A 22,450-nucleotide genomic window follows, 5' to 3' on the forward strand; every position below is an offset into this window, starting at 1 on the left:
GCGGCGTCGTGTGACGCTGTACGCCCTGGCTCTTCTCTGCTGTACGAGCGTGGCCACCGCCGTGCCCTCCGGGGCGGCGACGCCCTCCCCCGAGCCCCGCACCGCCGCCGCGAGCGCCGCGCCCATGGCCGTGACGTTCGACGAGAACTTCGACGGACCCGCCGGATCGGCCGTCAACGGCAGTAGATGGCAGATCGAGACCGGCGACAACGTCAACAACCACGAACGGCAGTACTACACGGCGGGCAACAACAACGCCGCACTCGACGGCCAGGGCAATCTCGTCATCACCGCCCGCAAGAACAACCCCGGCAACTACCAGTGCTGGTACGGCCGTTGCGAGTACACCTCCGCCCGGCTCAACACCGCCGGCAAGTTCACGGCGCAGTACGGCCGGGTCGAGGCCCGGATGAAGATCCCGCGCGGCCAGGGCATGTGGCCCGCGTTCTGGATGCTCGGCAACAACATGGGCCAGGTCGGCTGGCCCAACAGCGGCGAGATCGACATCATGGAGAACGTCGGCTTCGAGCCCGGCACGGTCCACGGCACCCTGCACGGTCCCGGTTACTCGGGCTCGGGCGGCATCGGCGCCGGCTACAGCCTCCCCGGCGGCCAGGCGTTCGCCGACGCCTTCCACACCTTCGCGATCGACTGGTCGCCCAACTCCATCCGCTGGTCGGTCGACGGAAACGTCTTCCAGACCCGTACGCCCGCCGATCTGGGCGGCCGGGAATGGGTGTTCAACAAGCCGTTCTTCCTGATCCTCAACCTCGCCGTGGGCGGCTACTGGCCCGGCGACCCCAACAGCAGCACCCCCTTCCCGAGCACGCTGACCGTCGACTACGTGCGGGTCACGACCGACGGCGGCGGAGGCACGGGCGGCTCGATCACCGGTCTCGGCGGCAAGTGCCTGGACGTGGCGGCGGCGAGTTCGGCCAACGGGACGCCTGTTCAGCTCTACGACTGCAACGGCTCCGCCGCGCAGCAGTGGAGCCGGGGCGCCAACGACTCGCTGCGGGCGCTCGGCAAGTGCCTGGACGTGAAGGACAACAGCACCGCCGACGGCGCGCAGCTCCAGCTCTGGGACTGCGCGGGCAGTGGCAATCAGCGCTGGGCCGTGTCGGGCGCGAACGATGTCGTGAACATCCAGGCGAACAAATGCATGGACGTGACCGGCGGCACCTCGACCAACGGGGCGCGGGCACAGATCTGGACATGCACGGGCGCGGCCAACCAGAAGTGGTCGGTGAACGCGTAGCCGTACGGCACCACTGGTCCAACGGCCCCGGCGGCGTGGCAAGTCCCTTGCCCGCCACCGGGGTTCGCGCGTTCCGGGGGCGTCCTAGCGCACGCGTTCGCCGGCCCGCCAGACCGCGTGGGTCAGCGGGACTCCCGGCCGGTAGGCGAGATGGACATGGCTCGGGGCGTCGAGCAGGACGAGGTCGGCGCGGGCGCCGGGTGCGAGGCGTCCGACGTCGGTGCGGCGCAGCGCGGCGGCGCCGCCCGCCGTGGCCGACCAGATCGCCTCGTCGGGCGTCATCCCCATGTCGCGTACGGCCAGGGCGATGCAGAAGGCCATCGACGAGGTGAAGGACGAGCCGGGGTTGCAGTCGGTGGACAGCGCGACCGTGGCGCCCGCGTCGAGGAGACGGCGGGCGTCCGGCCACTCGGCGCGGGTGGAGAACTCGGCGCCGGGCAGCAGCGTCGCGACCGTGCGCGAGTGGGCGAGCGCGTCGACGTCCGCGTCGGTGAGGTGGGTGCAGTGGTCTGCGGACGCGGCGTCCAGCTCGACGGCGAGCTGGACGCCGGGGCCGTACGACAACTGGTTGGCGTGGACGCGTGGGATCAGGCCCTTCGCCATGCCCGCGGTGAGGATCGCGCGCGCCTGGTCCCCGTCGAAGGCGCCCTTCTCGCAGAAGACGTCGACCCAACGGGCGTACGGGGCGCAGGCGTCGAGCATCTCGCCGGTGACGAGGCCGACGTAGGCGGCGGGGTCGTCGGCGAGTTCGGGCGCGACGATGTGGGCGCCGAGGTAGGTGACCTCGTCCGTGTGCAGGGCGGCGACGCGCAGCGCGCGTGCCTCGTCGGCGACGGTGAGGCCGTAGCCGGACTTGGTCTCCTGGGTGGTGGTGCCCTGGTGGAGGGCTTCCGCGAGGTACTTCGCGACGTTGGCGCCCAGTTCGTCGTCGGTGGCGGCGCGGGTCGCGGCGACGGTGGTGCGGATGCCGCCGGCGGAGTAGGGGCGGCCCGACATGCGGGCGTTGAACTCCTGGGTGCGGTCGCCCGCGAAGACGAGGTGGGAGTGGGAGTCGACGTAGCCGGGGACGGCGGCCCGGCCGCCCGCGTCGACCGAATTGTCAGTGGCGGGTGCTTTGCTTGATTCACCGACCCAGACGACGCGGTCGCCGCCGATGACGACGGCCGCGTCCTGGATCAGACCGATGCGGGATCCGTCACCGAGGGAGGGATCGTTGGTGACCAGTGCGGCGATGTTGGTGATGGCGGTGGTGGTTGTGTTCGCGGGCGTGTTCGTGGGCCTGTTGGTGTGCGCGTTCGTGGATGTCATCGTGGGGGCGCTCTCCTTCAGCCGCGTACGGCCGCGATCGACCGGGCGAGGGCTTCTGGCACGTCGGGGATCAGGGTGTGCGCACCGTCGCGTACGAGATGGCGGCCGGCCACGACCGTGTGGCGCACGTCGGCGGCTGTCGCGGCGAATACGGCGATCTCCGCGCCCAGCCGGGGCACTTGCCCCACTGTTCTGACGGAGTCCAGGGCGACGGTGACGAGGTCGGCGAGCGCGCCGCGCTCGATCCGGCCCCCTTCGGGCCTGCCGAGGGCCGCGTGGCCGTCGGCCGTGGCGGCGGTGACGAGCGCGGCGGCCGTCCAGTGGCCGCGCGTGCGGGAGCGCAGGCGTTCGTTGAGTTCCAGGGCGCGGGCCTCTTCGAGGATGTCGATCACGGCGTGACTGTCGCTGCCCAGCGACAGCGGGGAGCCGGCGAGCTGGAGGCGCGCGGCGGGGCCGATGCCGTCGGCGAGGTCGCGTTCCGTGGTGGGGCACATGCAGGTGCCGGTGCGGGTGGAGCCCACCAGGGCGATGTCCTCGTCGGTGAGATGGGTGTTGTGGACGCCGGTGGTGCGCGGGCCGAGGACCCCGTGGTCGGCGAGGAGACGGGCGGGGGTGCGGCCGTGGGTGGCGAGGCAGGCGTCGTTCTCGGCGGTCTGTTCGGAGAGATGGACATGGAGCGGGGCCTGCCGGGCCTCGGCCCATTCGGCGACGGTGGACAGCTGCTCGGCGGGCACGGCGCGTACGGAGTGGATGGCGGCGCCGATCCGCACGTGGTCGTCGTCCTTGGCGTACCGGGCCGCGAGATCGGACACGCGTTCCGCCCAGGCGTGCGCGGTGCCGTCGGAGAAGCGGACCTGGTGCCGGTCCGGGGGCTTGCCGCCGCGGCGTTTGGAGATGCCGGAGGAGAGATAGGCGGTGTCGAGGAGGGTGATCCGGATGCCCGCGTCGGCGGCCGCGGCGATCAGCGCCTCGCCCATCGCGTTGGGATTGTCGTAGGGCGTTCCGCCAGGGGCGTGGTGCAGATAGTGGAACTCGCCGACGGCGGTGATACCGGCCAGCGCCATCTCGGCGTACACGGCGCGGGCGAGCGCGTGGTAGTTGTCCGGGGTGAGCCTGGCCGCGGCCCGGTACATCATCTCGCGCCAGGTCCAGAAGGTGCCGGAGCCGACCTGGACCTTGCCGCGCAGCGCGCGGTGGAAGGCGTGCGAGTGGGTGTTGGCCAGGCCGGGGAGCGTGATCCCGCGCAGGGCCGTGGCGCCGGGCGGCGGGGTGTCGTCCCCGGTGCGGACGTCGGTGATCCGGCCGTCGGCGACGGTCACGGTCACGCCGGGTTCGACGTGCGTGTCGAGCCAGGCGTGCTCCAGCCAGTACGTGGTCACGTGCACGCCAGCCCTTCCAGTACGTCGGCGAGTGCGAGGACCCCGGCCACGCAGTCGTCCTCGGCCGCGAATTCCGCCGGGGAGTGCGAGACGCCGGTGGGGTTCCGTACGAACAGCATGGCGGTCGGAATGGATCCGGACAAAATACCCGCGTCGTGACCGGCCCCCGTGCCGAGCACGGGCAGCCTGCCGCCGAGGATCCTGCCGAGCTCGTCGCGCAGGGCGTGCGCGAATTCGACGACGGGCGTGAAGGACTCCCGTACGACCCGCAGGTCGATGCCCGCGCTCTCGGCGTGCTCGTGGGCCGCCGCCTCGATCGCGGTGACGACGGTGTCCAGGGTGGCCTGGTCGGCGGCGCGGGAGTCGAGCCAGCCGCGTACGAGGGAGGGGATGGCGTTGACGCCGTTGGGTTCGACGGCGACCTTGCCGAAGGTGGCGAGGGCACCGGCGAGTTCCGCCTCGCGGCGGGCGGCGAGGACGGTCTGCGCGTAGCTCAGCATCGGGTCGCGGCGGTCGGCCAGGCGGGTGGTGCCGGCGTGGTTGGCCTCGCCGTGGAAGTCGAAGCGCCAGCGGCCGTGCGGCCAGATGGAGGAGGCGATACCGACGGGGTCACCGGTCAGATCGAGCGCGCGCCCCTGCTCGACGTGCAGTTCGACGAACGCGCCGATCCTGGCGAGGCGTTCGGGGTCGGGCCCGATGGCGTCCGGGTCGTACCCGGCCGCCTCCATGGCGCGGGGCAGCGGGACGCCGTCGCCGTCGCACAGGGCGTGCGCCTGCGCGAGACCGAGCTGTCCGGCGGTGAGCCGGGAGCCGACGCAGGCGAGCCCGAACCGGGCGCCCTCCTCGTCGCCGAAGTTGGTGACGGCGACCGGCCGGGTGAACTCCGCTCCCCTGCGGCGGAGTTCGTCGAGCGCGGCGAAGGAGGACACCACGCCGAGCGGCCCGTCGAAGGCTCCGCCGTCGGGCACGGAGTCCAGATGCGACCCGACGACGACGGCGTCCCCGCCGTGGGGGTCACCGAGCCACCCCCACTGGTTGCCGTTGCGGTCGGTCTCGTACACCAGCCCGCGCACCTCGGCCTGCCCCCGGAACCACTCCCGGCACTCCAGGTCCGCACCGCTCCAGGCGTAGCGCCGGTACCCCCGGCTGCCGGCGTCCCGCCCGATGGGCGCCAGCTCCCGCCACATCTCCTGGAAGGAGACCTGCCGGTTCGGGTCCGAGATCGGGGGGTGGGTCATTCGCCCTCCCGCATCGGGATGCGGACACCGCGATCGGCGGCGGCCGACTCCGCGAGGTCGTAGCCCGCGTCGACATGGCGGATGACGCCCATGGCCGGGTCGTTCGTCAGGACGCGGCGGATCTTGTCGCCGGCCAGTTCCGTCCCGTCCGCGACCGTCACCTGGCCGGCGTGGATCGAGCGGCCCATGCCGACGCCGCCGCCGTGGTGGATGGAGACCCAGGTGGCGCCGGAGGCGACGTTCACCATGGCGTTCAGCAGCGGCCAGTCCGCGATCGCGTCCGAGCCGTCGAGCATCGCCTCGGTCTCGCGGTACGGGGACGCGACCGATCCGGCGTCCAGGTGGTCGCGGCCGATGACGACCGGAGCGGCGAGTTCACCGCTCGCGACCATGTCGTTGAAGCGCTCACCGGCCTTGTCGCGCTCACCGAGGCCGAGCCAGCAGATGCGCGCGGGCAGGCCCTGGAAGTGGACGCGTTCGCCGGCCATCTTGATCCAGCGGTGCAGGGACGCGTTCTGGAGGGAGTCGCCCTCGGGGAAGAGCTCCAGGATCGCCTTGTCGGTCTTGTGGATGTCCGACGCCTCACCGGACAGCGCCGCCCAGCGGAACGGCCCCCGGCCTTCGCAGAACAGCGGCCTGATGTACGCGGGTACGAATCCGGGGAAGGCGAACGCCCGGTCGTATCCCGCCAGTTGGGCCTCGCCCCGGATGGAGTTGCCGTAGTCGAAGACCTCGGCGCCCGCGTCCATGAAGCCGACCATCGCCTCCACGTGCCGCGCCATGGACTCGCGGGCCCGCAGCGTGAAGTCGGCCGGCTTCTCGGCGGCGTACGACGCCATGTCGTCGAAGTCGACGCCGAGCGGCAGATAGGCCAGCGGGTCGTGCGCCGACGTCTGGTCGGTGACGATGTCGACCGGCGCGCCTTCCGCGAGCATCCGGGGCAGCAGTTCCGCCGCGTTGCCGAGCAGCCCGACGGACAGCGGCCGGCGCGCGTCACGGGCCTCGGTGGCGAGCTGGAGCGCGTGCTCCAGTGAGTCGGCCCGAACGTCGAGGAAGCCGTGTTCGATACGGCGCTCGATGGCGCGCGGGTCGCAGTCGATACAGATCGCGACGCCGTCGTTCATGGTGACGGCCAGCGGCTGCGCGCCGCCCATCCCGCCGAGCCCGGCGGTGAGCGTGATCGTCCCGGCGAGCGTGCCGCCGAACTTCTTGGCGGCGACGGCGGCGAACGTCTCGTACGTGCCCTGGAGGATGCCCTGCGTGCCGATGTAGATCCAGGAGCCGGCGGTCATCTGGCCGTACATGGTGAGGCCGAGCTGTTCCAGCCGCCGGAACTCCTCCCAGTTGGCCCAGTCGCCGACGAGGTTGGAGTTGGCGATCAGCACCCGAGGCGCCCACTCATGGGTCTGCATCACGCCCACCGGGCGGCCGGACTGGACGAGCATCGTCTCGTCCTGCTTCAGCGTCCGCAGCGTGCGCGTCATCGCGTCGAACGAGCGCCAGTCCCGCGCGGCCTTGCCCGTGCCGCCGTAGACGACGAGCTGGTCGGGGTGTTCGGCGACCTCGGGGTCGAGGTTGTTCTGGAGCATGCGCAGGGCGGCCTCCTGCTGCCATCCCAGGGCGCTCAGTTCCGTACCGCGCGGTGCCCGTACGGGTCGGGGTCCTGACATGGCGGTGCCTCCTCCGTCGCTGCTCCACTGTTGGTCAAACTATTCACATCCTCGCCGGGTGAATAGATGTAGTCAACAGTGGAGTAACCGGCGGCCGGATGATTGGCTGACACGCATGGTCGAGGACACCCGTAAGGACGAGGAAGCAGGCAAGGACTACGAGGAACGAGGGGGCGTGGAAGCCGCCGGCAGGCGCGATCTCGCCGTAAGAGCCGCCGTGGAGCAGGGGCTCCTCACCGAGACCGCCCCCGTCGTCGCGCTCCTCGACGTGGCGGGCATCCGCGCCTCCGCCGCCGCGCTGCACGCCGCGTTCGCCGCCGTCGGGGCCCCCGGTACCCGCGTGCTGCACGCCTTCGCCGTGAAGGCGTCGCCCCTCGTCCCCGTCCTGCGCCTGCTGCACGCCGAGGGCATCGGCGCCGAGGTCGCGAGCCCCGGCGAGCTGGGGCTGGCTCGCGCCGCCGGGATCCTGCCGGACCGCACCGTCCTCGACTCGCCCGCCAAGACGCCCGCCGAACTGCGCGAAGCGCTGGCGCTCGGTATCGCCGTCAACGCCGACAACCCTCAGGAGCTCACCCGCCTCGACGCGCTCCTGCCCTCGGCGCCCACCCGTTCCCCGATCGGGCTGCGGGTCAACCCGCAGACCGGCAGCGGCTCCATCGGCGCCCTGTCCACGGCGACGGCCACCTCGAAGTTCGGCGTCGCGCTGCGCGACGAGGGCGCCCGCGCATGGGTCGTACAGGCGTTCCTGGACCGGCCCTGGCTGACCCGGCTGCACACCCACTCCGGCTCCCAGGGCGTCCCGCTCGCCCTGATGGCGGAGGGCGTCCGGACCGTGTACGAACTGGCCGAGGAGATCAACGCGGCGACCGGCCGACAGCAGGTCGACACCATCGACATCGGCGGCGGCCTCCCGGTCAACTTCGCCTCCGACGACGAGACCCCCACCCACGCCGAGTACGCCCGGCTGCTGAAGTCCACCGTCCCCCGCCTGTTCGACGGCCGCTACGGGCTCGTCACCGAGTTCGGCCGCTCCCTGCTCGCCAAGCACGGCACGGTGCTGGCCCGCGTCGAGTACGCGAAGTCCGCCGGCGGCCGTCCCATCGCCGTCACCCACGCGGGCGTGCAGGTCGCCACCCGGACCGTCTACAACCCGGAGTCGTGGCCGCTGCGCATCGCCGCGTACGACGCCGAGGGCCGGCCCAAGGACGGCCCGGACGTCGCCCAGGACATCGCGGGCCCGGCGTGCTTCGCGGGCGACGTCCTGGCCACCGACCGGCCCCTGCCACTGCTGGAGCAGGGCGATCTCGTCGCGGCGCTGGACACCGGCGCGTACTACTTCGCCAACCACTACGCGTACAACAGCCTCGCCCGGCCCGGCGTCCACGGCTTCACGACACCGGGGACGGACACGACGACGCACGGCGTGCGGTTCGCCACCGTACGGGCGCCGCAGACCGTGGCGGAGATCGTCGCCGAGTCGGGCGGCGGGCATCCGGACGCGCTCGTGCGGGACTGACCACCGGCTCCGGATGAGGCGAATGGGGGGCGGAGCGGGACCGGAGAGGAATCAGCCCGGCCGCACAGGGCAGAACACTTCCCACCATCGATCGGGGGAGGTCATTCCATGCCCGCATCCGAAACACCGACGGCGTCGGACACACCGGCACCGGCAGCGGCCGGCGACACACCCGAACTCAAACGCGCCCTCGGCCCCAAACTGCTCATCCTCTTCGTCATCGGCGACATCCTGGGCACCGGCATCTACGCCACCACCGGCCAGGTCGCCGGCCGGGTCGGCGGCGCGCTCTGGGTGCCGTTCGCGATCGGCTTCGTCGTCGCGGTCCTGACGGCCGCCTCGTACGTGGAGCTCGTCGGCAAGTACCCGAAGGCGGCCGGCGCGGCGCTCTACACCCAGAAGGCGTTCAAGGTCCCGTTCCTGACCTTCATCGTCGCCTTCATGGTGATGTGCTCGGGCCTGTCGTCGGCGAGCGCCGCGGCCCGCGCGTTCAGCGGCGACTATCTGGCGGAGTTCACCGACGCGGTGCCGCCCACGCTGATCGCGATCCTGTTCATCGTCGCGCTCGCGGCGCTGAATCTGCGCGGCGTCTCGGAGTCCGTGAAGACCAACGTGGTACTCACACTGGTCGAGTTGAGCGGTCTGGCGATCATCCTCGGTATCGGCGCGTACGCCGTCATGTCCGGCGACGGCGAGCCGTCGCGGCTCACCGACTTCGAGGCGAGCGGCACCGGCTTCTCCCTGATGACCGGGGTGCTCGGTGCGACGGCTCTCGCCTTCTTCGCCTTCGTCGGCTTCGAGGACTCGGTCAACATGGCCGAGGAGACCAAGGATCCGAGCCGTACGTTCCCGCGCGCCATCTTCATCGGCGTCACGGTCACCGGCACCATCTACGTCCTGGTCGCCCTCGTCTCGTCACTCCTGGTGGACCACAAGACCCTGGAGGGCTCCAGCGGACCGCTGCTGGAGGTCGTGAAGGCCGGCGGCGTCGACTTCCCACCGAAACTCTTCGCCCTGATCGCGCTGTTCGCCGTCACCAACTCCGCGCTGATCAACATCATGATGGCCTCGCGGCTCTGCTACGGGATGGCCAACGAACGCATCCTGCCCAAGGCCATGGGCCGGGTGCTCCCCGCGCGCCGTACACCGGTCGTCGGCATCGTCTTCGTGTCCGTCCTGGCCATCGGGCTGGTGTCGACCGGCGAGATCCAGGGGCTCGGCGACACGACGGCGTTCCTGCTGCTGTGCGTGTTCTTCGTGGTCAACGTCGCCGCGCTCGTGCTGCGCCGCGACCCGGTGTCGCACAAGCACTTCCGCGCGCCGACGATCGTGCCCGTGCTGGGCGCGGTCACCGCGCTGATCCTGGCCAGTCCGCTCGCCGACCGCACGGCCGACGTCTACATCCGGGCCGGTGTGCTGCTCGCGATCGGTATCGCGCTGTGGGCGGTCAACAAGCTGGTGCTCAAGGCGCGTTCGGAGGAGCACGCCAAGACCGGCGGTGAGGTGACGAAGTAGGACGGGCAGCACACCGCACGGGGCGCCGCACGGGCGCTCCGTGCGCCGACCCTATCCCCGTGGGGCATGTTCCAACGGAAATTGCCCGAAATCCCTTCCAGGTTGCGGACGTTGCGTAATCTCGCCGTCACTGCCGCACGACGGTGCCTACGCACGACCGGCTGGGAGGGGAGTCCGCGTGCCCGGAATCGACGCATGTCTGCACGAGATCATGGCCCTGCCCGGCGCCCGCGGAGCGGCGATCGTCGACTGGACCAGCGGCCTGGCGCTCGGTACGGCGGGTGAGTCACCCAACGGTGATCACGAGACGACCGCGACCGAGACCGCCGAACTGGCGCGGGCCGCCGCGGAGTACCCGGCGTTCGCGCCGGCCGAGCCGGACGCCGAGCCGGCCGGCCCCGGAACACCGGAGGCGGCGGGTGACGGCAAGGGCCCGCCGGTCGAGGACCTGATCGTCACCAGCCGTACCGGCTACCACGTCCTGCGTTTCGTCGAGACGACCTTCGACAGCAGCGTCTTCCTCCATCTGTGGCTCGACCGGGACGCGGGGAATCTCGCTCTCGCGCGGCTCAGGCTCCAACAGCTCGCCGAACGGCTGGTACTCGCATGAACGCCGACACGGCGGCTCCCGTCGCACCGCACGCCTCCCCCGTCTCGCCCATGCTGGTCCGGCTGGCCGACGAGCGCGCCACCGGCGCCCTGCTGCGCGACCACGGCACCCTGTATCTCGCCGAAGGACGCGTCGTGCACGCCGAGAGCCCCGCGGCGCCCGGCATCGACATCCTGCTGACCACGGGCGGCCGGCTGCCGCGCGAGGGCTGGCTGCGGGCCGTCGACGAGGCGGGCGCCCGGCGCGAGGTCGGGCGGTTCCTCGTCGACAGCGGCCGGATCGGCGGCGGTGAGCTGGAGATCTGCCATCTCGGCGCGCTGTACGACGCCGCGTTCTTCGCACTGGCACCGGGCAGCGGCCCCACCCGGTTCCGCTACGGCGTCGGCCACTGGATCGGCCCGGTGCGCCCCGTCTCGGCGGCGGCGGTCGAACGCGAGACGCTGCGGCGCCGTGAACTGCTCGACCAGGTCTGGCCGTATCCGGCGGTCGACACCGCGCCGGTGGTGCCCCGCGCGCCCGCGCCCGGCCAGTCGGTCACCCGCCGGCAGCGCGCGCTGCTGGCGCTGGCCGACGGCGTACGGACCCCGGCGGCCATCGCCTGGGCCCTGGGCCGCCCCGCGTTCCACACCCTGCTGGAGGTGCGGCGGCTGGCGGCGGCCGGGCTGATCGACACGCCCCCCGATCCGCCGCCGGGGGCCCGCTCGGGCCGCACCGGCCGTCCTGCCCGCCCCGCCCTGCCCGCCTGGATCGCCGAGGTCTCGGCCGACCCGGACATCGCCCTGCTCCGCCGGCTCCGTGACGCGTTGGAGGCAAACCTGTGAGACGCGCCCTGCGGCTGCGCAGCGAGAGGAGACAGCTGATGACGGCGGAGGCCGAAGTCCTCGGGGAGCTGCGGCGCCTGCGGGCCCGTCTCCCCCAGCTCACGGGCGCGCTGGCCGCGAGCACCGACGGTCTGGTCCTCGCCGAGGAACTGACCGGCGCGGGGAACTCGGGCGCGGGGGCCTCCGGCGCGGAGCCCGAGGGCGTCGCGGCCCTGACCGCCGCCGCGCTCGGCGTCTCCCTGCGGCTGACCGACAGCACGGGCCAGGGCGGCTTCCGCGAACTGCTGATCAGGGGCGAGCGCGGCTATGTGGCCACGTACGCGGCCGGCGGCTCCGCCGTCCTGACCGTGCTCGCCGAGCCGCGGATCAATGTCGGCCGGCTCCATCTGGAGGCCCGCCGGTCCGGCGCCCGGATCGGCGCCCTGGTCGACAGCGCCCTCGAACGACCGGAGAACGCCTGACCCATGGCCTCCAGCCGAACACCCGCCCGGACGACCCGGACCTCAACGACCCAGACCCGAACAACCCAGAGACGAAAAGGAAGTGCGACGTTCATGGCCAACACCGAAGCGGCTCTCAAAGAAGCGACGACCTCGATCGAAGGCGCCGTCGGGGCCGCCCTCGTCGACTACACCAGCGGCATGGCTCTTGGCACCGTCGGCGGCGGCAAGGATCTCGATCTGACGGTCGCCGCCGCCGGGAACACCGATGTGGTGCGCGCCAAGGTGCGCACCATGGAGATGCTGGGCCTCAAGGACGAGATCGAGGACATCCTGATCACCCTCGGCGGCCAGTACCACCTGATCCGGCTGCTCAAGGGACGGGGGAACAACGGTCTGTTCCTCTATCTGGCGCTGGACAAGCAGCGGGCGAATCTGGCGATGGCCAGACACCAGCTCAAGAAGATCGAGAACGAACTGGAGGTGTGACGGGGGTCCCCTCCCGCTCGGCCTTCGCGGGCTCGGTCACCTTGGCCGCTTTGGCGCTCTTGATCGGCTTGGTGCCCCTGGCCGCCTTGTCGCGGGGTCGCCGCGCCCCACCGGGCGCGGCGTCCCCGGCTTCGAGCCCGGTCGTACAAAAGCCCTTGACCTTCTCGCCGACGGGGCTGCCACGCCCGGCCCAGTCGGTACGGACCCACAGCAGTTCCGCTCCCGCGCGCTCACGGCGGCCGAGCAGCAGGGCCTTGAGCCACAGCCCGGCACCGGCGCCCGCGAGGGCGGCGCCGCCCGCGACCGGTACGGCGAACGAGAGGGCCACCGCCGCGAGGAACCCGCCGGCCAGCCACCACACACGGGCCCGCCGCCAGACCCGCAGCGTCACCGAGCGGTCCTGGAGATAGTCGAACTTCCCGGCGCGCGAGGCGGCTTCCGCCCAGCCGTCGTACCGCCTGCGCCGTACGGCCGCGACGGCCGCCGCCGTCAGCACGAACAGCGCCGCCCCGACGTACAGCCCGACCAGGCGGCCGGTCAGTCCGGGGATCAGTACTCCGGCCCCGGCGGCCAGGATCCCGAGCCACCACATCGGGGCCGCACCGGCCCTCACGATCACCGTCACCCGTGCCAGCGACTGCTGTCCTCCGCGCCCCACGGCCGCCTCCCCTTCACAGAACCTCACAGAAGTTTTGGCGGGCAGATTAGTGCTGTTTCCTGAGCATTTCCTGAGAACGGCGAAGCCTGCGGGCCCTATTCGACGAACAGGCCCCGGGCGGCGGCCCGTACGTCGAAGTCCTCCAGGCGCGCCTGCGCGTCCGGCAGGTCGTCGCACATCGCCTCCAGCAGCACCCGTCCCAGGAGCATCGGCGCGCACGCCGTGTCGAAGGCGAGGCCCGTGCCGACGGCGGCCGGGATCAGCAGGTCGCTGTGGGCGGCGACGGGTGCGAACGCCGAGTCGGCGACGGTGACCACGAACAGCCCGGCCGCGCGCGCGTGGTCCAGCGCCTCCACGACCTCCTTGGGATGGCGCGGCAGCGCGAAGCAGAGCAGGGCGCTCGCACCGGCGCGGCGCGCCGCGTCGATCCGGTCGGCGAGCATCGTGCCGCCCTCGTCGAGGAGCCGGATGTCGGGATGGACCTTGGCGGCGAAGTAGGCGAAGCCCTTGGCCTGGGCGGACGCGGCGCGCAGACCGAGGACGGGCAGCGGGGTGGACGCGGCGAGTACGCGCCCGGCCCGCTCGACCGGGCCCGGGTCGGCGAGCAGATCGGCGAGCTGGCGCAGGTTCTCCAACTCGGCGTGCACGGCCTGCTGGTACTCGTTGTACTCGGCGGTGCCCGCCGCCTGGTCGGCGGGCGTGACCTCCCGCAGATGCCTGCGCAGCGCCGGGTAGCCGTCGAAGCCGAGCGCGACGGCGAAACGCGTCACCGAGGGCTGGCTGACACCGGCGAGTTCCGCCAGCTCGACACTGGACAGGAACGGCGCGTCGGCGGCCCGGCGCACCATGCTGTGCGCGATGCGCCGCTGGGTGGGGGTGAGCCGGTGGCCCTCGAAGAGCTGCTGGAGCCGGGCGGCCGGACTGTCGCTCACGCGATCCCCCTTGTGGTGCCTGTCATGCCGGTGCCACCCACCGTGCTCGTCTGTGTCATGTCGTCCGCCGCGGTGGCGAGTTGGTCCAGCAGCCGCGTCGCCGCCGTCACGTCGTCGGTCAGCGGCCGGTCGGCGACCTCCGCCTCCAGCACGGACTCGGCGAGGACGAAGGCTCTGCCGACGGGCAGTTCGGCCTCGGGCCGCAGCCCACGCTGGCGCAACGCCCTTACGGCGGCCACGAGTTCGCACCCGACAACGAGACGGTACGCCTCGCACGCCCGCAGTGTCTGCCGCGCGGCCAGCGAGGCGAAGCTGGCCTGCTCCTCCACGCCACGGGACAGTACCGCGTGGCCGAGCGAGGCCGGCGCGGAGAAGGCGCGCAGGTCACCGAGGGCGGCCCCGGCCGCGTACTCCAGGATCATCACGCCGGAGCTCGCGGGCTCGGCGTCGGCGAGGAAGGGGCGCAGACGGGTGAAGCCGGGTTCGTTCAGCGCGGAGAGCCGGGAGGTGGACAGCCGCGCGGTCTGGACGACCGCGAGCCTGAAGTGGTCCAGGGCGAGGGCGAGTTGGGCAAGGTAGAAACCGCCGTGGTGGTACGCGGCGGGCGCGAGGTCGTCGTCCGTGCCGGGGCAGATCAGCGGGTTCTCGGCGGCCGAGTTGATCTCGACGGCGAGCGCCCTCTCCAGCGCGTCGGCGGCGTCCCGCGCCGGTCCGTGGATCTGCGGGACACAGCGGAAGCCGTACGGGTCCTGGATCCGGCCGAGCGGCGGGGTGGGGCGCTCGGGGGCGCCGAGGATGTGCCGCATCCGGGTGGCGACGGCGTACGAGCCGGGGTGCGGGCGCGCGGCGTGGACCGGTTCGGCGTACGCCTCGTAGCTGCCGTCGACGGCGAGCAGCGAGAGCGCGGCGACGAGCTCGGTGGCGGCGATGAGGCGCCCCAACTCGTCCAGTGCGAGGGCTGCCTGACCGAGCGTCAGCGCGTTGCTGCTGATGAGGGCGAGCGCGTCGTTGTTGTCGAGGGGCTGCGACTCGGGCGGGGGGCCGCCCTGCCAAGGGTGTTCGCCGACGAGGGCGAGGCCCAACTGGGAGAGGGCGGCGATGTCGCCGGTGCCGACCGAGCCGAACTCGTTGACGACCGGGTGCGCGCCCGAGGTCAGGGCGTCGCAGAGCGCGGTGACGACGGTGGGTCGCAGTCCGGCGCCGCCGGCGAGGAGCTGGTTGGCCCGTACCGCGAGCATGGCGCGGACCTCGCGGGCGGGCAGCGGGCGGCCGATGGCGCCCGCGTGGCTGCGCAGCAGTCGCAGTCCGTGGTCGGCGGCGGTGTCGGAGGGGACGGTCTCGGTGCGGTTGGCTCCGACGCCGGTGGAGCGACCGTAGACCCGCCCGGAGGCGGCGAGTTCACGGGCGGTGTGCCAGGACTGCTCGACGCGCTTCATGGCATCGGTACCGGGCACGGGCCGGGCGGTCCCGTCGGCCAGCCGGACGATGTCGGCGACGGGGAGGCTCTGGCCGTCGAGGACGACGAGGGCGTGGTGTACGGCGACGGCGGCACGGTCGTCCGGCATGTATGCCGCCCTCCTCGGGACTCCGGGCATCGACAAACTATTCAGTCAACGAGAACTCTGCATGACGATATGCAGCCCGGCAAGAGCTGTCCCGACAAGGAGCGCGGGGCGCCGGCCTGAGGGGACCCCGCAGGTAAAGAGGGGGGATAGCCCCACTGTTCCGGGGGCCTTCGGCTTCGTACCGTTGTGCGCATGGAAGCCCGCGACCCTGAGCTCACGAAAGAGCTCGATGCCACCCTTCAGGCCCGCCGAGAGCTGGGGCCGGAGTACGAGTCCGCGCTCATCGAGTCGTTCCTGGAGAAGCTCGATCAGCGCCTCGACAGCACGACCGACCGCCGTGTCCGGCGTCAGCTCGCCGAACAGCAGATGGTCGTCGCCCGCGGCGCCCGCCCGCGCAGCGCCGAGGAGACGTTCGCCGCGCGGTACGGCTTCGGCATCATCTCGCTGGTGCTGGCCATCCCGCTCTCCGCGATCGCCGTGGTGCAGGCGGACTTCGGTGGTCTGTGCGTGGCCTGGCTCGGCATCGTCGGGGTGAACGTGGCGCAGGCGGCCGGCGGTGTGCCCTGGGCGCGCCGGCGCTCGCGGGAGTCGAAGCAGTCGTCCGACTGGGAGGACTAGGACGGACGGCGCGTCTTCGCAGGCCCTGTTCGGGGGGACAGGGCCTGGTCGCGCAGCGCGAACGGCCGGTCCGCGGGCGGACCGGCCGTTGCTGGACGGGAGTGGTCGCGAGGACCGCCGCACCCCCGTTTCCGGAGGGCGGGACGACGGCGGTCCCCGCGAGGGACCCGGGGCCGGGTCAGTACCGGCACCGTGTCCTGGCGTCCATGTGGGTCCGGGAGCCGCTCCGGAGATCACTGACGCCGACAACAACTACTGTGGCCGAGCCGTGTTAAGTGCGTGCTGCGCGTAGATGTCGCGCTGGTACCACTTTCACGAAGGCCCGCATGCCCCTACTTGGCGTCCTTCGCGAGGAACGCGAGCAGGTCCTGACGGCTCACCACACCCGTCGGCTTCCCCTCCACCAGCACGATCGCGGCCGCGGCGGCGTTGGCACCGCTCAGCGCGGTCATCAGGTCGGCCACGGGCTCGCCGGAGCCGACCTGCGGCAGCGGCCCCGACATGTGCTTCTCCAGCGGGTCGCCGAGCGAGGCGCGCTGGGTGAAGAGCGCGTCGAGCAGTTCGCGCTCCACGACGGAGCCGATGACCTCGGCCGCCATGACGTCCGGGTGGCCGGCGCCGGGCTTCACGATCGGCATCTGGGAGACGCCGTACTCGCGAAGGACCTCGATCGCCTGGCCGACCGTCTCCTCGGGGTGCATGTGCACGAGGGAGGGAAGGCCGCCGCCCTCCTTGTACCGCAGGACGTCACCGACCCGCGGGGCGTCCCCGGCCTGCTCCAGGAAGCCGTAGTCGTTCATCCACTCGTCGTTGAAGATCTTGCTGAGGTAGCCCCGGCCGCTGTCGGGCAGCAGCACGACCACGACGTCGTCGGGGCCGAGCCGCTCCGCGACCCGCAGCGCCGCCACGACCGCCATGCCGCAGGAGCCGCCGACCAGCAGGCCCTCCTCCTTGGCGAGGCGGCGCGTCATCTGGAAGGAGTCCTTGTCGGACACGGCGACGATCTCGTCGGTGACGGTCCGGTCGTACGCGCTCGGCCAGAAGTCCTCGCCGACGCCCTCGACCAGATACGGCCGGCCCGAGCCGCCGGAGTAGACGGATCCCTCGGGGTCGGCGCCGACGACCGTGACGCGCCCCTCGCTGACCTCCTTCAGATACCGGCCGGTGCCGCTGATCGTGCCGCCCGTGCCGATACCGGTGACGAAGTGGGTGATCCGCCCGTCCGTCTGGTCCCACAGCTCGGGACCGGTGGTCTCGTAGTGCGAGCGCGGGTTGTTCGGGTTGCTGTACTGGTCCGGCTTCCAGGCGCCCGGCGTCTCACGTACCAGCCGGTCGGAGACGTTGTAGTACGAGTCGGGGTGGTCGGGGTCGACCGCCGTGGGGCAGACGACGACGTCCGCGCCGTACGCCCGCAGCACGTTGATCTTGTCCGTGGAGACTTTGTCGGGGCAGACGAAAATGCAGTGGTAGCCCTTCTGTTGGGCCACGATCGCCAGTCCGACGCCGGTGTTGCCGCTCGTCGGTTCGACGATGGTGCCACCGGGCAGGAGTTCGCCGCTCTCCTCCGCCGCCTCGATCATGCGCAGGGCGATCCGGTCCTTCACCGAACCGCCCGGATTGAAGTATTCGACCTTGGCCAGGACTGTCGCCTGGATGCCCGAGGTCACATTGCCCAGCTTCAGCAGCGGGGTATTGCCAACCAGACTGATCATCGAGTCGTGGAATTGCACCGTTGTCTCCGGGGTCTCCGTGATGGTCCGGCCAGCGTATGCGTACGCGGAAGAGATTGGGCCACGGCCGTTACGGGGCAATTACCTCTTGCTGGTCCTACACCGGTGTGCGAACCGCTACATCGTGTGTACGGCTAGAGGGACCGGCGGGACTAGAGGGAGGTGACCCGGACTGTGTCGAGAGCGAGGGTGGCACGGCGGATCGCGGCGGGTGCCGCCTTCGGCGGCGGGAGCGTCGGTCTGCTGGGAGCGGCGGGGGTGGGTCTCGTCCTGGCCGAGGTCCAGCTGGCGAAACGGTCGGTCGGCGGCGGTACGGCGCCGATCCCGCCCCGCGGCAACGGCTGGTACGGACTGGCGTACGGGCACACGGACCCGCTGCGGATGGGCATCCTCGGTGACTCGACGGCGGCCGGGCAGGGCGTGCGGCGGGCGGGCCAGACACCCGGAGCGCTTCTCGCCTCGGGCCTGGCGGCGGTGGCGGAGCGCCCGGTCGATCTGCGGAACGTGGCGCAGCCGGGGGCGCAGTCCGACGATCTGGAACGCCAGGTGACGGTGCTGCTCTCGGACACGTTCCGGACCCCGGACGTCTGCGTGATCATCGTCGGCGCGAACGACGTCACCCACCGGATGTCGGCCACCGCCTCGGTCCGGTATCTCGCGACGGCGGTGCGGCGGCTGCGGACGGCGGGCGCGGAGGTCGTCGTCGGCACCTGTCCCGACCTGGGGACGATCGAGCCGGTGTACCAGCCGCTGCGCTGGCTGGCCCGCCGGGTGAGCAGGCAGCTCGCGGCGGCGCAGACGATCGTGGCGGTCGAGCAGGGCAGCCGGACGGTCTCGCTCGGCGATCTGCTGGGGCCCGAGTTCGAGGCGAATCCCCGGGAGATGTTCGGCGCGGACAACTACCACCCGTCGACGGAGGGGTACGCGACGGCGGCGATGGCCGTCCTGCCGACGCTCTGCGCGGTGCTCGGTCTCTGGCCGGAGACGGACCATCTGGACTCCGCGCGCGACGAGGACATGCTGCCGGTCGCGAAGGCGGCGTCCGCGGCGGCGGCCGAGGCGGGCACGGAGGTCACGGGCGCACGGGCGCCGTGGGCCCTGCTCAAGCACCGCAGGCGCCGGCGTCTGCCGGAGGCCGAGCCGACCCAGACGGAGCCGGCCGCGCCGCCGCCCCCCTCGAAGGAGGACGCCAACCGCACATGACGCGCGGCCGCGCCTGTCCTCAATCGCCGGACGGGCTGGGTTTGCCCACAAGCCCCTCCGGCGATTGAGGACCGACCGGGCAACCGGGCGGAGCCGGGATGCGGCCCTCGTCACACGTCCGGCCCGGTGACCCGAGCCGTACGTGCGGGTAACTTCACCAGACGGCACTACCGCCGTACCGCACCCGCCCCTCTGGAGCCCGTGATGCCCGAAGCCGTGATCGTCTCCGCCGCCCGCTCCCCCATCGGCCGGGCCTTCAAGGGCTCCCTGAAGGAGCTGCGGCCCGACGACCTGACCGCCACCATCATCCAGGCCGCGCTCGCCAAGATCCCCGAGCTCGATCCGCACGACATCGACGACCTGATGCTCGGCTGCGGGCTCCCCGGCGGCGAGCAGGGTCACAACCTGGGCCGGATCGTGGCCGTACAGATGGGGATGGACCACCTCCCCGGCTGCACGATCACCCGTTACTGTTCGTCCTCGCTCCAGACCTCCCGCATGGCGCTGCACGCCATCAAGGCCGGTGAGGGTGACGTCTTCATCTCCGCCGGTGTCGAGATGGTGTCCCGCTCCGCCAACGGCTCCAGCGACGGCATGCCCGGCACCCACAACCCGGTCTTCGCCGACGCCGAGACCCGTACGGCCACCGTCGCCGCCTCCGAGGGCGCGGACTGGCACGACCCGCGCGAGGACGGTCTGCTCCCCGACGCGTACATCGCGATGGGCCAGACCGCCGAGAACCTGGCCCGTCTCAAGGGCATCACCCGGCGCGACATGGACGAGTTCGGCGTGCGGTCCCAGAATCTCGCCGAGGAAGCCATCAAGAACGGCTTCTGGGAGCGCGAGATCACCCCCGTCACCACACCGGACGGCACGGTGGTGGCCAAGGACGACGGCCCCCGCGCGGGCGTCACCCTGGAGGGCACCCAGGGCCTCAAGCCCGTCTTCCGCCCCGACGGACTGGTCACCGCCGGCAACTGCTGCCCGCTCAACGACGGCGCCGCCGCCCTCGTGATCATGTCGGACACCAAGGCGCGCGAACTGGGCCTGACCCCGCTGGCCCGGATCGTCTCCACCGGCGTCTCCGGCCTGTCGCCCGAGATCATGGGATACGGCCCGGTCGAGGCCAGCAAGCAGGCGCTGCGCCGCGCGGGCCTGGGTATCGACGACATCGACCTGGTGGAGATCAACGAGGCGTTCGCCGCGCAGGTCATCCCCTCCTACCGGGACCTCGGCGTCGACCTCGACAAGCTGAACGTCAACGGCGGCGCGATCGCGGTCGGCCATCCCTTCGGCATGACGGGCGCGCGGATCACGGGCACGCTCATCAACGGGCTCCAGTTCCACGACAAGCAGTTCGGCCTGGAGACGATGTGCGTGGGTGGCGGCCAGGGCATGGCGATGGTCATCGAGCGGCTGAGCTGAAGCGAACGCGACCACAGAGACTGAGCCGCGGCGGCGAGCACGGCCGCGGACACCGGGCAGCCGCACCGAACCCCGTCGAGCCCCAGTCGTGACTCAATCTCCCCCAGGATGTGACCTACCTCCTGGGGGAGACCCATTTACGCTGGTCACGGCAGTATTGGGGCCGGCCCTAAGGCCGAAAGACCTGTCCAATTCATGACGTAATGCACTGCCGACGTGCGCGCCCCCACGACAAGCTGATGTAGGAAGTCGGGGGACCATTGAAGACCGGGAGTAAGTCAGTGAGCGCCATGTCTATTGCCCTGCTGCTTACCACGGCCGCCGCCACGGCCGTGGGCGTCGCCGCCCTGCACGCCGCTCATGGGCTGCGGCGCGAGGTCACAGCCCTGCGCGGCGACCTGTCCCTGGCCAATCCGGGCGGCCACGCCGCCGTACCGCACGCACGCTCCGGCGAAGCCGCTCCGGCCGCCGCCACGTCCACCGAGGACATACGGCTCGCGGTGGCCGAGGCCCTGGCCGAGGAGCGCGAGCGGGAGCTGGCCGAGGCGCGCGCCTTCTGGGCCGCGCAGGAGGCCCGCGACGCCGGCGACGCACCGTCGCTGCTGGGCGGCCTCACCGGCCCCGGCACCGACGACGGACCGTTCTACGTGCCGCGCCAGGCCGACTTCGTGGGCCTGGAGGCGCTGGACCTCGACGCCCTCGACCGCGCCGACCGGGCCCGCCGGGTCACGGACGACGACTACGACGACCTCACGGAGCTGGCGGAACTCGCCGAGCTGCGGGAGCGAGCCGAGCTGGACGACCAGGCCGACGCCGCACGTCTCGCCGGCTTCGACGACCTGGACGACCTGGACGACCTCGGGGAGTACGACGGACTGCCCGAGCTGAGCGAGGTGAGTGAGGTCAGCGAGGTCGGTGAGTTCGCCGAGGACTCCCCGGAGCTGGCCGCGGCCCGCCGCAGGCACCCCTCGCACCCGGACTTCGTTCCGGTCCGCACCCCGGTCGTCACCGACCACGAGCGCACGGTCGCTCGGCTCGAGGAGCTGGCCGACGCCCGTACCGCGCTCGCCGACGTCCGCCCCGGCCCGCTGGGCACGCTGGACGTGTACGTCTTCACGGACGGTACGACGCTCTGCATGACCCCGGGCCACCGCGAGACCGCTGAGCGCCTCGCGGGCGCGCTGCGCGACGGCGGTACGCCGTTCCTGCTCGGCGGCTCGGGTATCTCGGGGGCGTACGCCCTCACGTTCTCCTGCGGCGTGAACACCGGCGCGGACGACACCGACAGCGCCGGGAACATGGATGCGACGGGTGAGAGCGCCGCGGCCGACGACCACATCTACATTCTCGCCGACCGGGTCATAGCTTCGCTCTAGCCACGGCCCGCTCCACCGCCCGCACGGCCTCGTCCAGTTCTTCCACGGATGGGGCCGTTCTCAGTGCCTCGGCCAAATCACCCGCCGCGACGGTGAGTTGATCGGCGACGACGAAGACACCGACGTCCGGCATGATCCTGGGCGGCTCAGGTGCGCCGCCGTCCACGGCTTCCAGGCGCTGGGCCGTCGCGGACAGTTCCCTGGCCAGAGCCAGCCCTTCGGCCGCGGCCCCTCGCTGCAACCTGCTCTGCGGGGCTGCCCGCAGCCGGTCGGCGAATCGGTCCACGGCGGCGGTCAGGCGCGTCGTATCAAGCACGCCGCGACCCTACGCGCCCTTGCCGAACTGTTGCCAACGGGCGAACGCTCAGGCACGGTGACGTGAAGGACCAGTACGTGAAGCAGCGTCCGGAGGCGCCGATGTCCCTTGTTTTCTCCGAAGAGACCCATCGCAACCTGCTGTCCCGCATCCCACACTGCACCGGTCGCGAGATCTCCGACTGGCTCCGCACGGTCGACGAAGGTCCCGCCCTCGTCCGTTTCGACGAGAAGGTCGCCTGGCTCCGCGGCGAGCACGATCTCGCGTACGGGCACGCGAAGGCGATCATCCACGAGCACGATCTGAGGCGGGCGGCGCGCCGCCTCGGCTGAACGCACCGCCGGCACAACGACGGAGGGGTCCACGGGCTGTTGCCCGTGGAC

Annotated in this window: 20 protein-coding genes and 1 pseudogene; 12 read left to right on the forward strand and 9 right to left on the reverse strand. The window is 71.8% G+C overall.

Translation table 11 applies throughout. The features are described from left to right. Positions 1–49 precede the first annotated feature (49 nt). Positions 50–1,258 (forward strand): family 16 glycosylhydrolase, encoded by a 1,209-nt coding sequence (locus ACFWHU_RS22405; RefSeq protein WP_385797179.1) that lies wholly within the window; start codon positions 50–52, stop codon positions 1,256–1,258. An 84-nt stretch (positions 1,259–1,342) separates the two neighbouring features. Here ACFWHU_RS22405 and hutI read toward each other — a convergent pair whose 3' ends face one another. Genes hutI through hutU form a run of 4 tightly spaced genes read right to left on the reverse strand, consistent with a single transcriptional unit; the run spans position 1,343 to position 6,853 of the window. After that, entirely contained in the window at positions 1,343–2,566 is a 1,224-nt protein-coding gene (gene hutI, locus ACFWHU_RS22410) for an imidazolonepropionase (RefSeq protein ID WP_387226632.1), read from the reverse strand. A 17-nt stretch (positions 2,567–2,583) separates the two neighbouring features. Beyond that, positions 2,584–3,951, reverse strand: a complete 1,368-nt coding sequence (locus ACFWHU_RS22415; RefSeq protein ID WP_385797184.1) for a formimidoylglutamate deiminase — start codon at positions 3,949–3,951, stop codon at positions 2,584–2,586. Next, a complete protein-coding gene (locus tag ACFWHU_RS22420) occupies positions 3,942–5,183 on the reverse strand; it encodes an allantoate amidohydrolase (RefSeq protein WP_387226635.1) in 1,242 nt (413 codons plus the stop codon). Before ACFWHU_RS22420 ends, ACFWHU_RS22415 begins: the two co-directional genes overlap by 10 nt. Further along, positions 5,180–6,853, reverse strand: a complete 1,674-nt coding sequence (hutU, locus tag ACFWHU_RS22425; RefSeq protein WP_387226637.1) for a urocanate hydratase — start codon at positions 6,851–6,853, stop codon at positions 5,180–5,182. Before hutU ends, ACFWHU_RS22420 begins: the two co-directional genes overlap by 4 nt. 115 nt (positions 6,854–6,968) lie before the next feature. On the opposite strand from hutU, the gene ACFWHU_RS22430 reads away from it, so the two are divergent. The 6 genes from ACFWHU_RS22430 to ACFWHU_RS22455 all read left to right on the forward strand — a co-directional run bounded on the left by ACFWHU_RS22430 (position 6,969) and on the right by ACFWHU_RS22455 (position 12,244). Further along, on the forward strand, positions 6,969–8,369 hold the full coding sequence (locus tag ACFWHU_RS22430) for a diaminopimelate decarboxylase (protein WP_387226639.1): 1,401 nt from the start codon (positions 6,969–6,971) through the stop codon (positions 8,367–8,369). Positions 8,370–8,477: 108 nt separating this feature from the next. Beyond that, complete coding sequence (locus ACFWHU_RS22435; protein ID WP_385797191.1) at positions 8,478–9,884, forward strand: APC family permease; 1,407 nt, start codon at positions 8,478–8,480, stop codon at positions 9,882–9,884. A gap of 178 nt (positions 9,885–10,062) precedes the next feature. Beyond that, entirely contained in the window at positions 10,063–10,494 is a 432-nt protein-coding gene (locus ACFWHU_RS22440) for a hypothetical protein (protein WP_387226642.1), read from the forward strand. Continuing rightward, positions 10,491–11,315 (forward strand): transcriptional regulator, encoded by an 825-nt coding sequence (locus ACFWHU_RS22445; RefSeq protein WP_387226645.1) that lies wholly within the window; start codon positions 10,491–10,493, stop codon positions 11,313–11,315. The genes ACFWHU_RS22440 and ACFWHU_RS22445 overlap by 4 nt, the downstream gene beginning before the upstream one ends. A gap of 38 nt (positions 11,316–11,353) precedes the next feature. Continuing rightward, positions 11,354–11,776, forward strand: coding sequence for a roadblock/LC7 domain-containing protein (locus ACFWHU_RS22450; RefSeq protein ID WP_385797374.1), 423 nt, complete (start codon positions 11,354–11,356; stop codon positions 11,774–11,776). Positions 11,777–11,869: 93 nt separating this feature from the next. Further along, a complete protein-coding gene (locus ACFWHU_RS22455; RefSeq protein ID WP_385797195.1) occupies positions 11,870–12,244 on the forward strand; it encodes a hypothetical protein in 375 nt (124 codons plus the stop codon). Positions 12,245–12,335: 91 nt separating this feature from the next. Here ACFWHU_RS22455 and ACFWHU_RS22460 read toward each other — a convergent pair. From ACFWHU_RS22460 to ACFWHU_RS22470, 3 genes and pseudogenes are all read right to left on the reverse strand, one after another. Beyond that, positions 12,336–12,902: pseudogene (locus ACFWHU_RS22460) on the reverse strand (hypothetical protein); the annotation flags it as partial. A 95-nt stretch (positions 12,903–12,997) separates the two neighbouring features. Continuing rightward, positions 12,998–13,834, reverse strand: a complete 837-nt coding sequence (locus ACFWHU_RS22465; RefSeq protein ID WP_385797197.1) for a MurR/RpiR family transcriptional regulator — start codon at positions 13,832–13,834, stop codon at positions 12,998–13,000. Continuing rightward, a complete protein-coding gene (locus ACFWHU_RS22470; RefSeq protein ID WP_385797200.1) occupies positions 13,831–15,399 on the reverse strand; it encodes an aromatic amino acid ammonia-lyase in 1,569 nt (522 codons plus the stop codon). The genes ACFWHU_RS22465 and ACFWHU_RS22470 overlap by 4 nt, the downstream gene beginning before the upstream one ends. A 192-nt stretch (positions 15,400–15,591) precedes the next feature. Here ACFWHU_RS22470 and ACFWHU_RS22475 point away from each other — a divergent pair, with 192 nt between their 5' ends. After that, the gene (locus ACFWHU_RS22475; RefSeq protein WP_385797203.1) at positions 15,592–16,017 is read left to right on the forward strand and encodes a hypothetical protein; all 426 of its coding nucleotides are present in this window, start codon (positions 15,592–15,594) and stop codon (positions 16,015–16,017) included. Positions 16,018–16,349: 332 nt separating this feature from the next. Here the strand turns inward: ACFWHU_RS22475 and ACFWHU_RS22480 are convergent, their stop codons facing one another. Further along, positions 16,350–17,747: a cystathionine beta-synthase gene (locus tag ACFWHU_RS22480; protein ID WP_385797206.1), complete on the reverse strand. Its 1,398-nt coding sequence runs from the start codon at positions 17,745–17,747 to the stop codon at positions 16,350–16,352. A gap of 189 nt (positions 17,748–17,936) precedes the next feature. Here ACFWHU_RS22480 and ACFWHU_RS22485 point away from each other — a divergent pair, with 189 nt between their 5' ends. The 3 genes from ACFWHU_RS22485 (at position 17,937) to ACFWHU_RS22495 (ending at position 21,751) form a co-directional block, all read left to right on the forward strand. Continuing rightward, positions 17,937–18,950 (forward strand): SGNH/GDSL hydrolase family protein, encoded by a 1,014-nt coding sequence (locus tag ACFWHU_RS22485; protein ID WP_385797376.1) that lies wholly within the window; start codon positions 17,937–17,939, stop codon positions 18,948–18,950. Between the two features lie 204 nt (positions 18,951–19,154). After that, the gene (locus ACFWHU_RS22490) at positions 19,155–20,375 is read left to right on the forward strand and encodes an acetyl-CoA C-acetyltransferase (RefSeq protein ID WP_387226648.1); all 1,221 of its coding nucleotides are present in this window, start codon (positions 19,155–19,157) and stop codon (positions 20,373–20,375) included. A gap of 290 nt (positions 20,376–20,665) precedes the next feature. Next, positions 20,666–21,751, forward strand: coding sequence for a hypothetical protein (locus tag ACFWHU_RS22495; protein WP_385797211.1), 1,086 nt, complete (start codon positions 20,666–20,668; stop codon positions 21,749–21,751). On the opposite strand, the gene ACFWHU_RS22500 is transcribed toward ACFWHU_RS22495, so the two are convergent. Continuing rightward, positions 21,735–22,067, reverse strand: coding sequence for a hypothetical protein (locus tag ACFWHU_RS22500; RefSeq protein ID WP_385797213.1), 333 nt, complete (start codon positions 22,065–22,067; stop codon positions 21,735–21,737). The genes ACFWHU_RS22495 and ACFWHU_RS22500 overlap by 17 nt on opposite strands. A gap of 101 nt (positions 22,068–22,168) precedes the next feature. Here ACFWHU_RS22500 and ACFWHU_RS22505 point away from each other — a divergent pair, with 101 nt between their 5' ends. Next, complete coding sequence (locus ACFWHU_RS22505) at positions 22,169–22,399, forward strand: DUF4287 domain-containing protein (protein WP_078079724.1); 231 nt, start codon at positions 22,169–22,171, stop codon at positions 22,397–22,399. Positions 22,400–22,450 lie beyond the last annotated feature (51 nt).

This window comes from Streptomyces sp. NPDC060366 (assembly GCF_042725135.1).
In the GTDB taxonomy this organism is placed as follows: domain Bacteria; phylum Actinomycetota; class Actinomycetes; order Streptomycetales; family Streptomycetaceae; genus Streptomyces.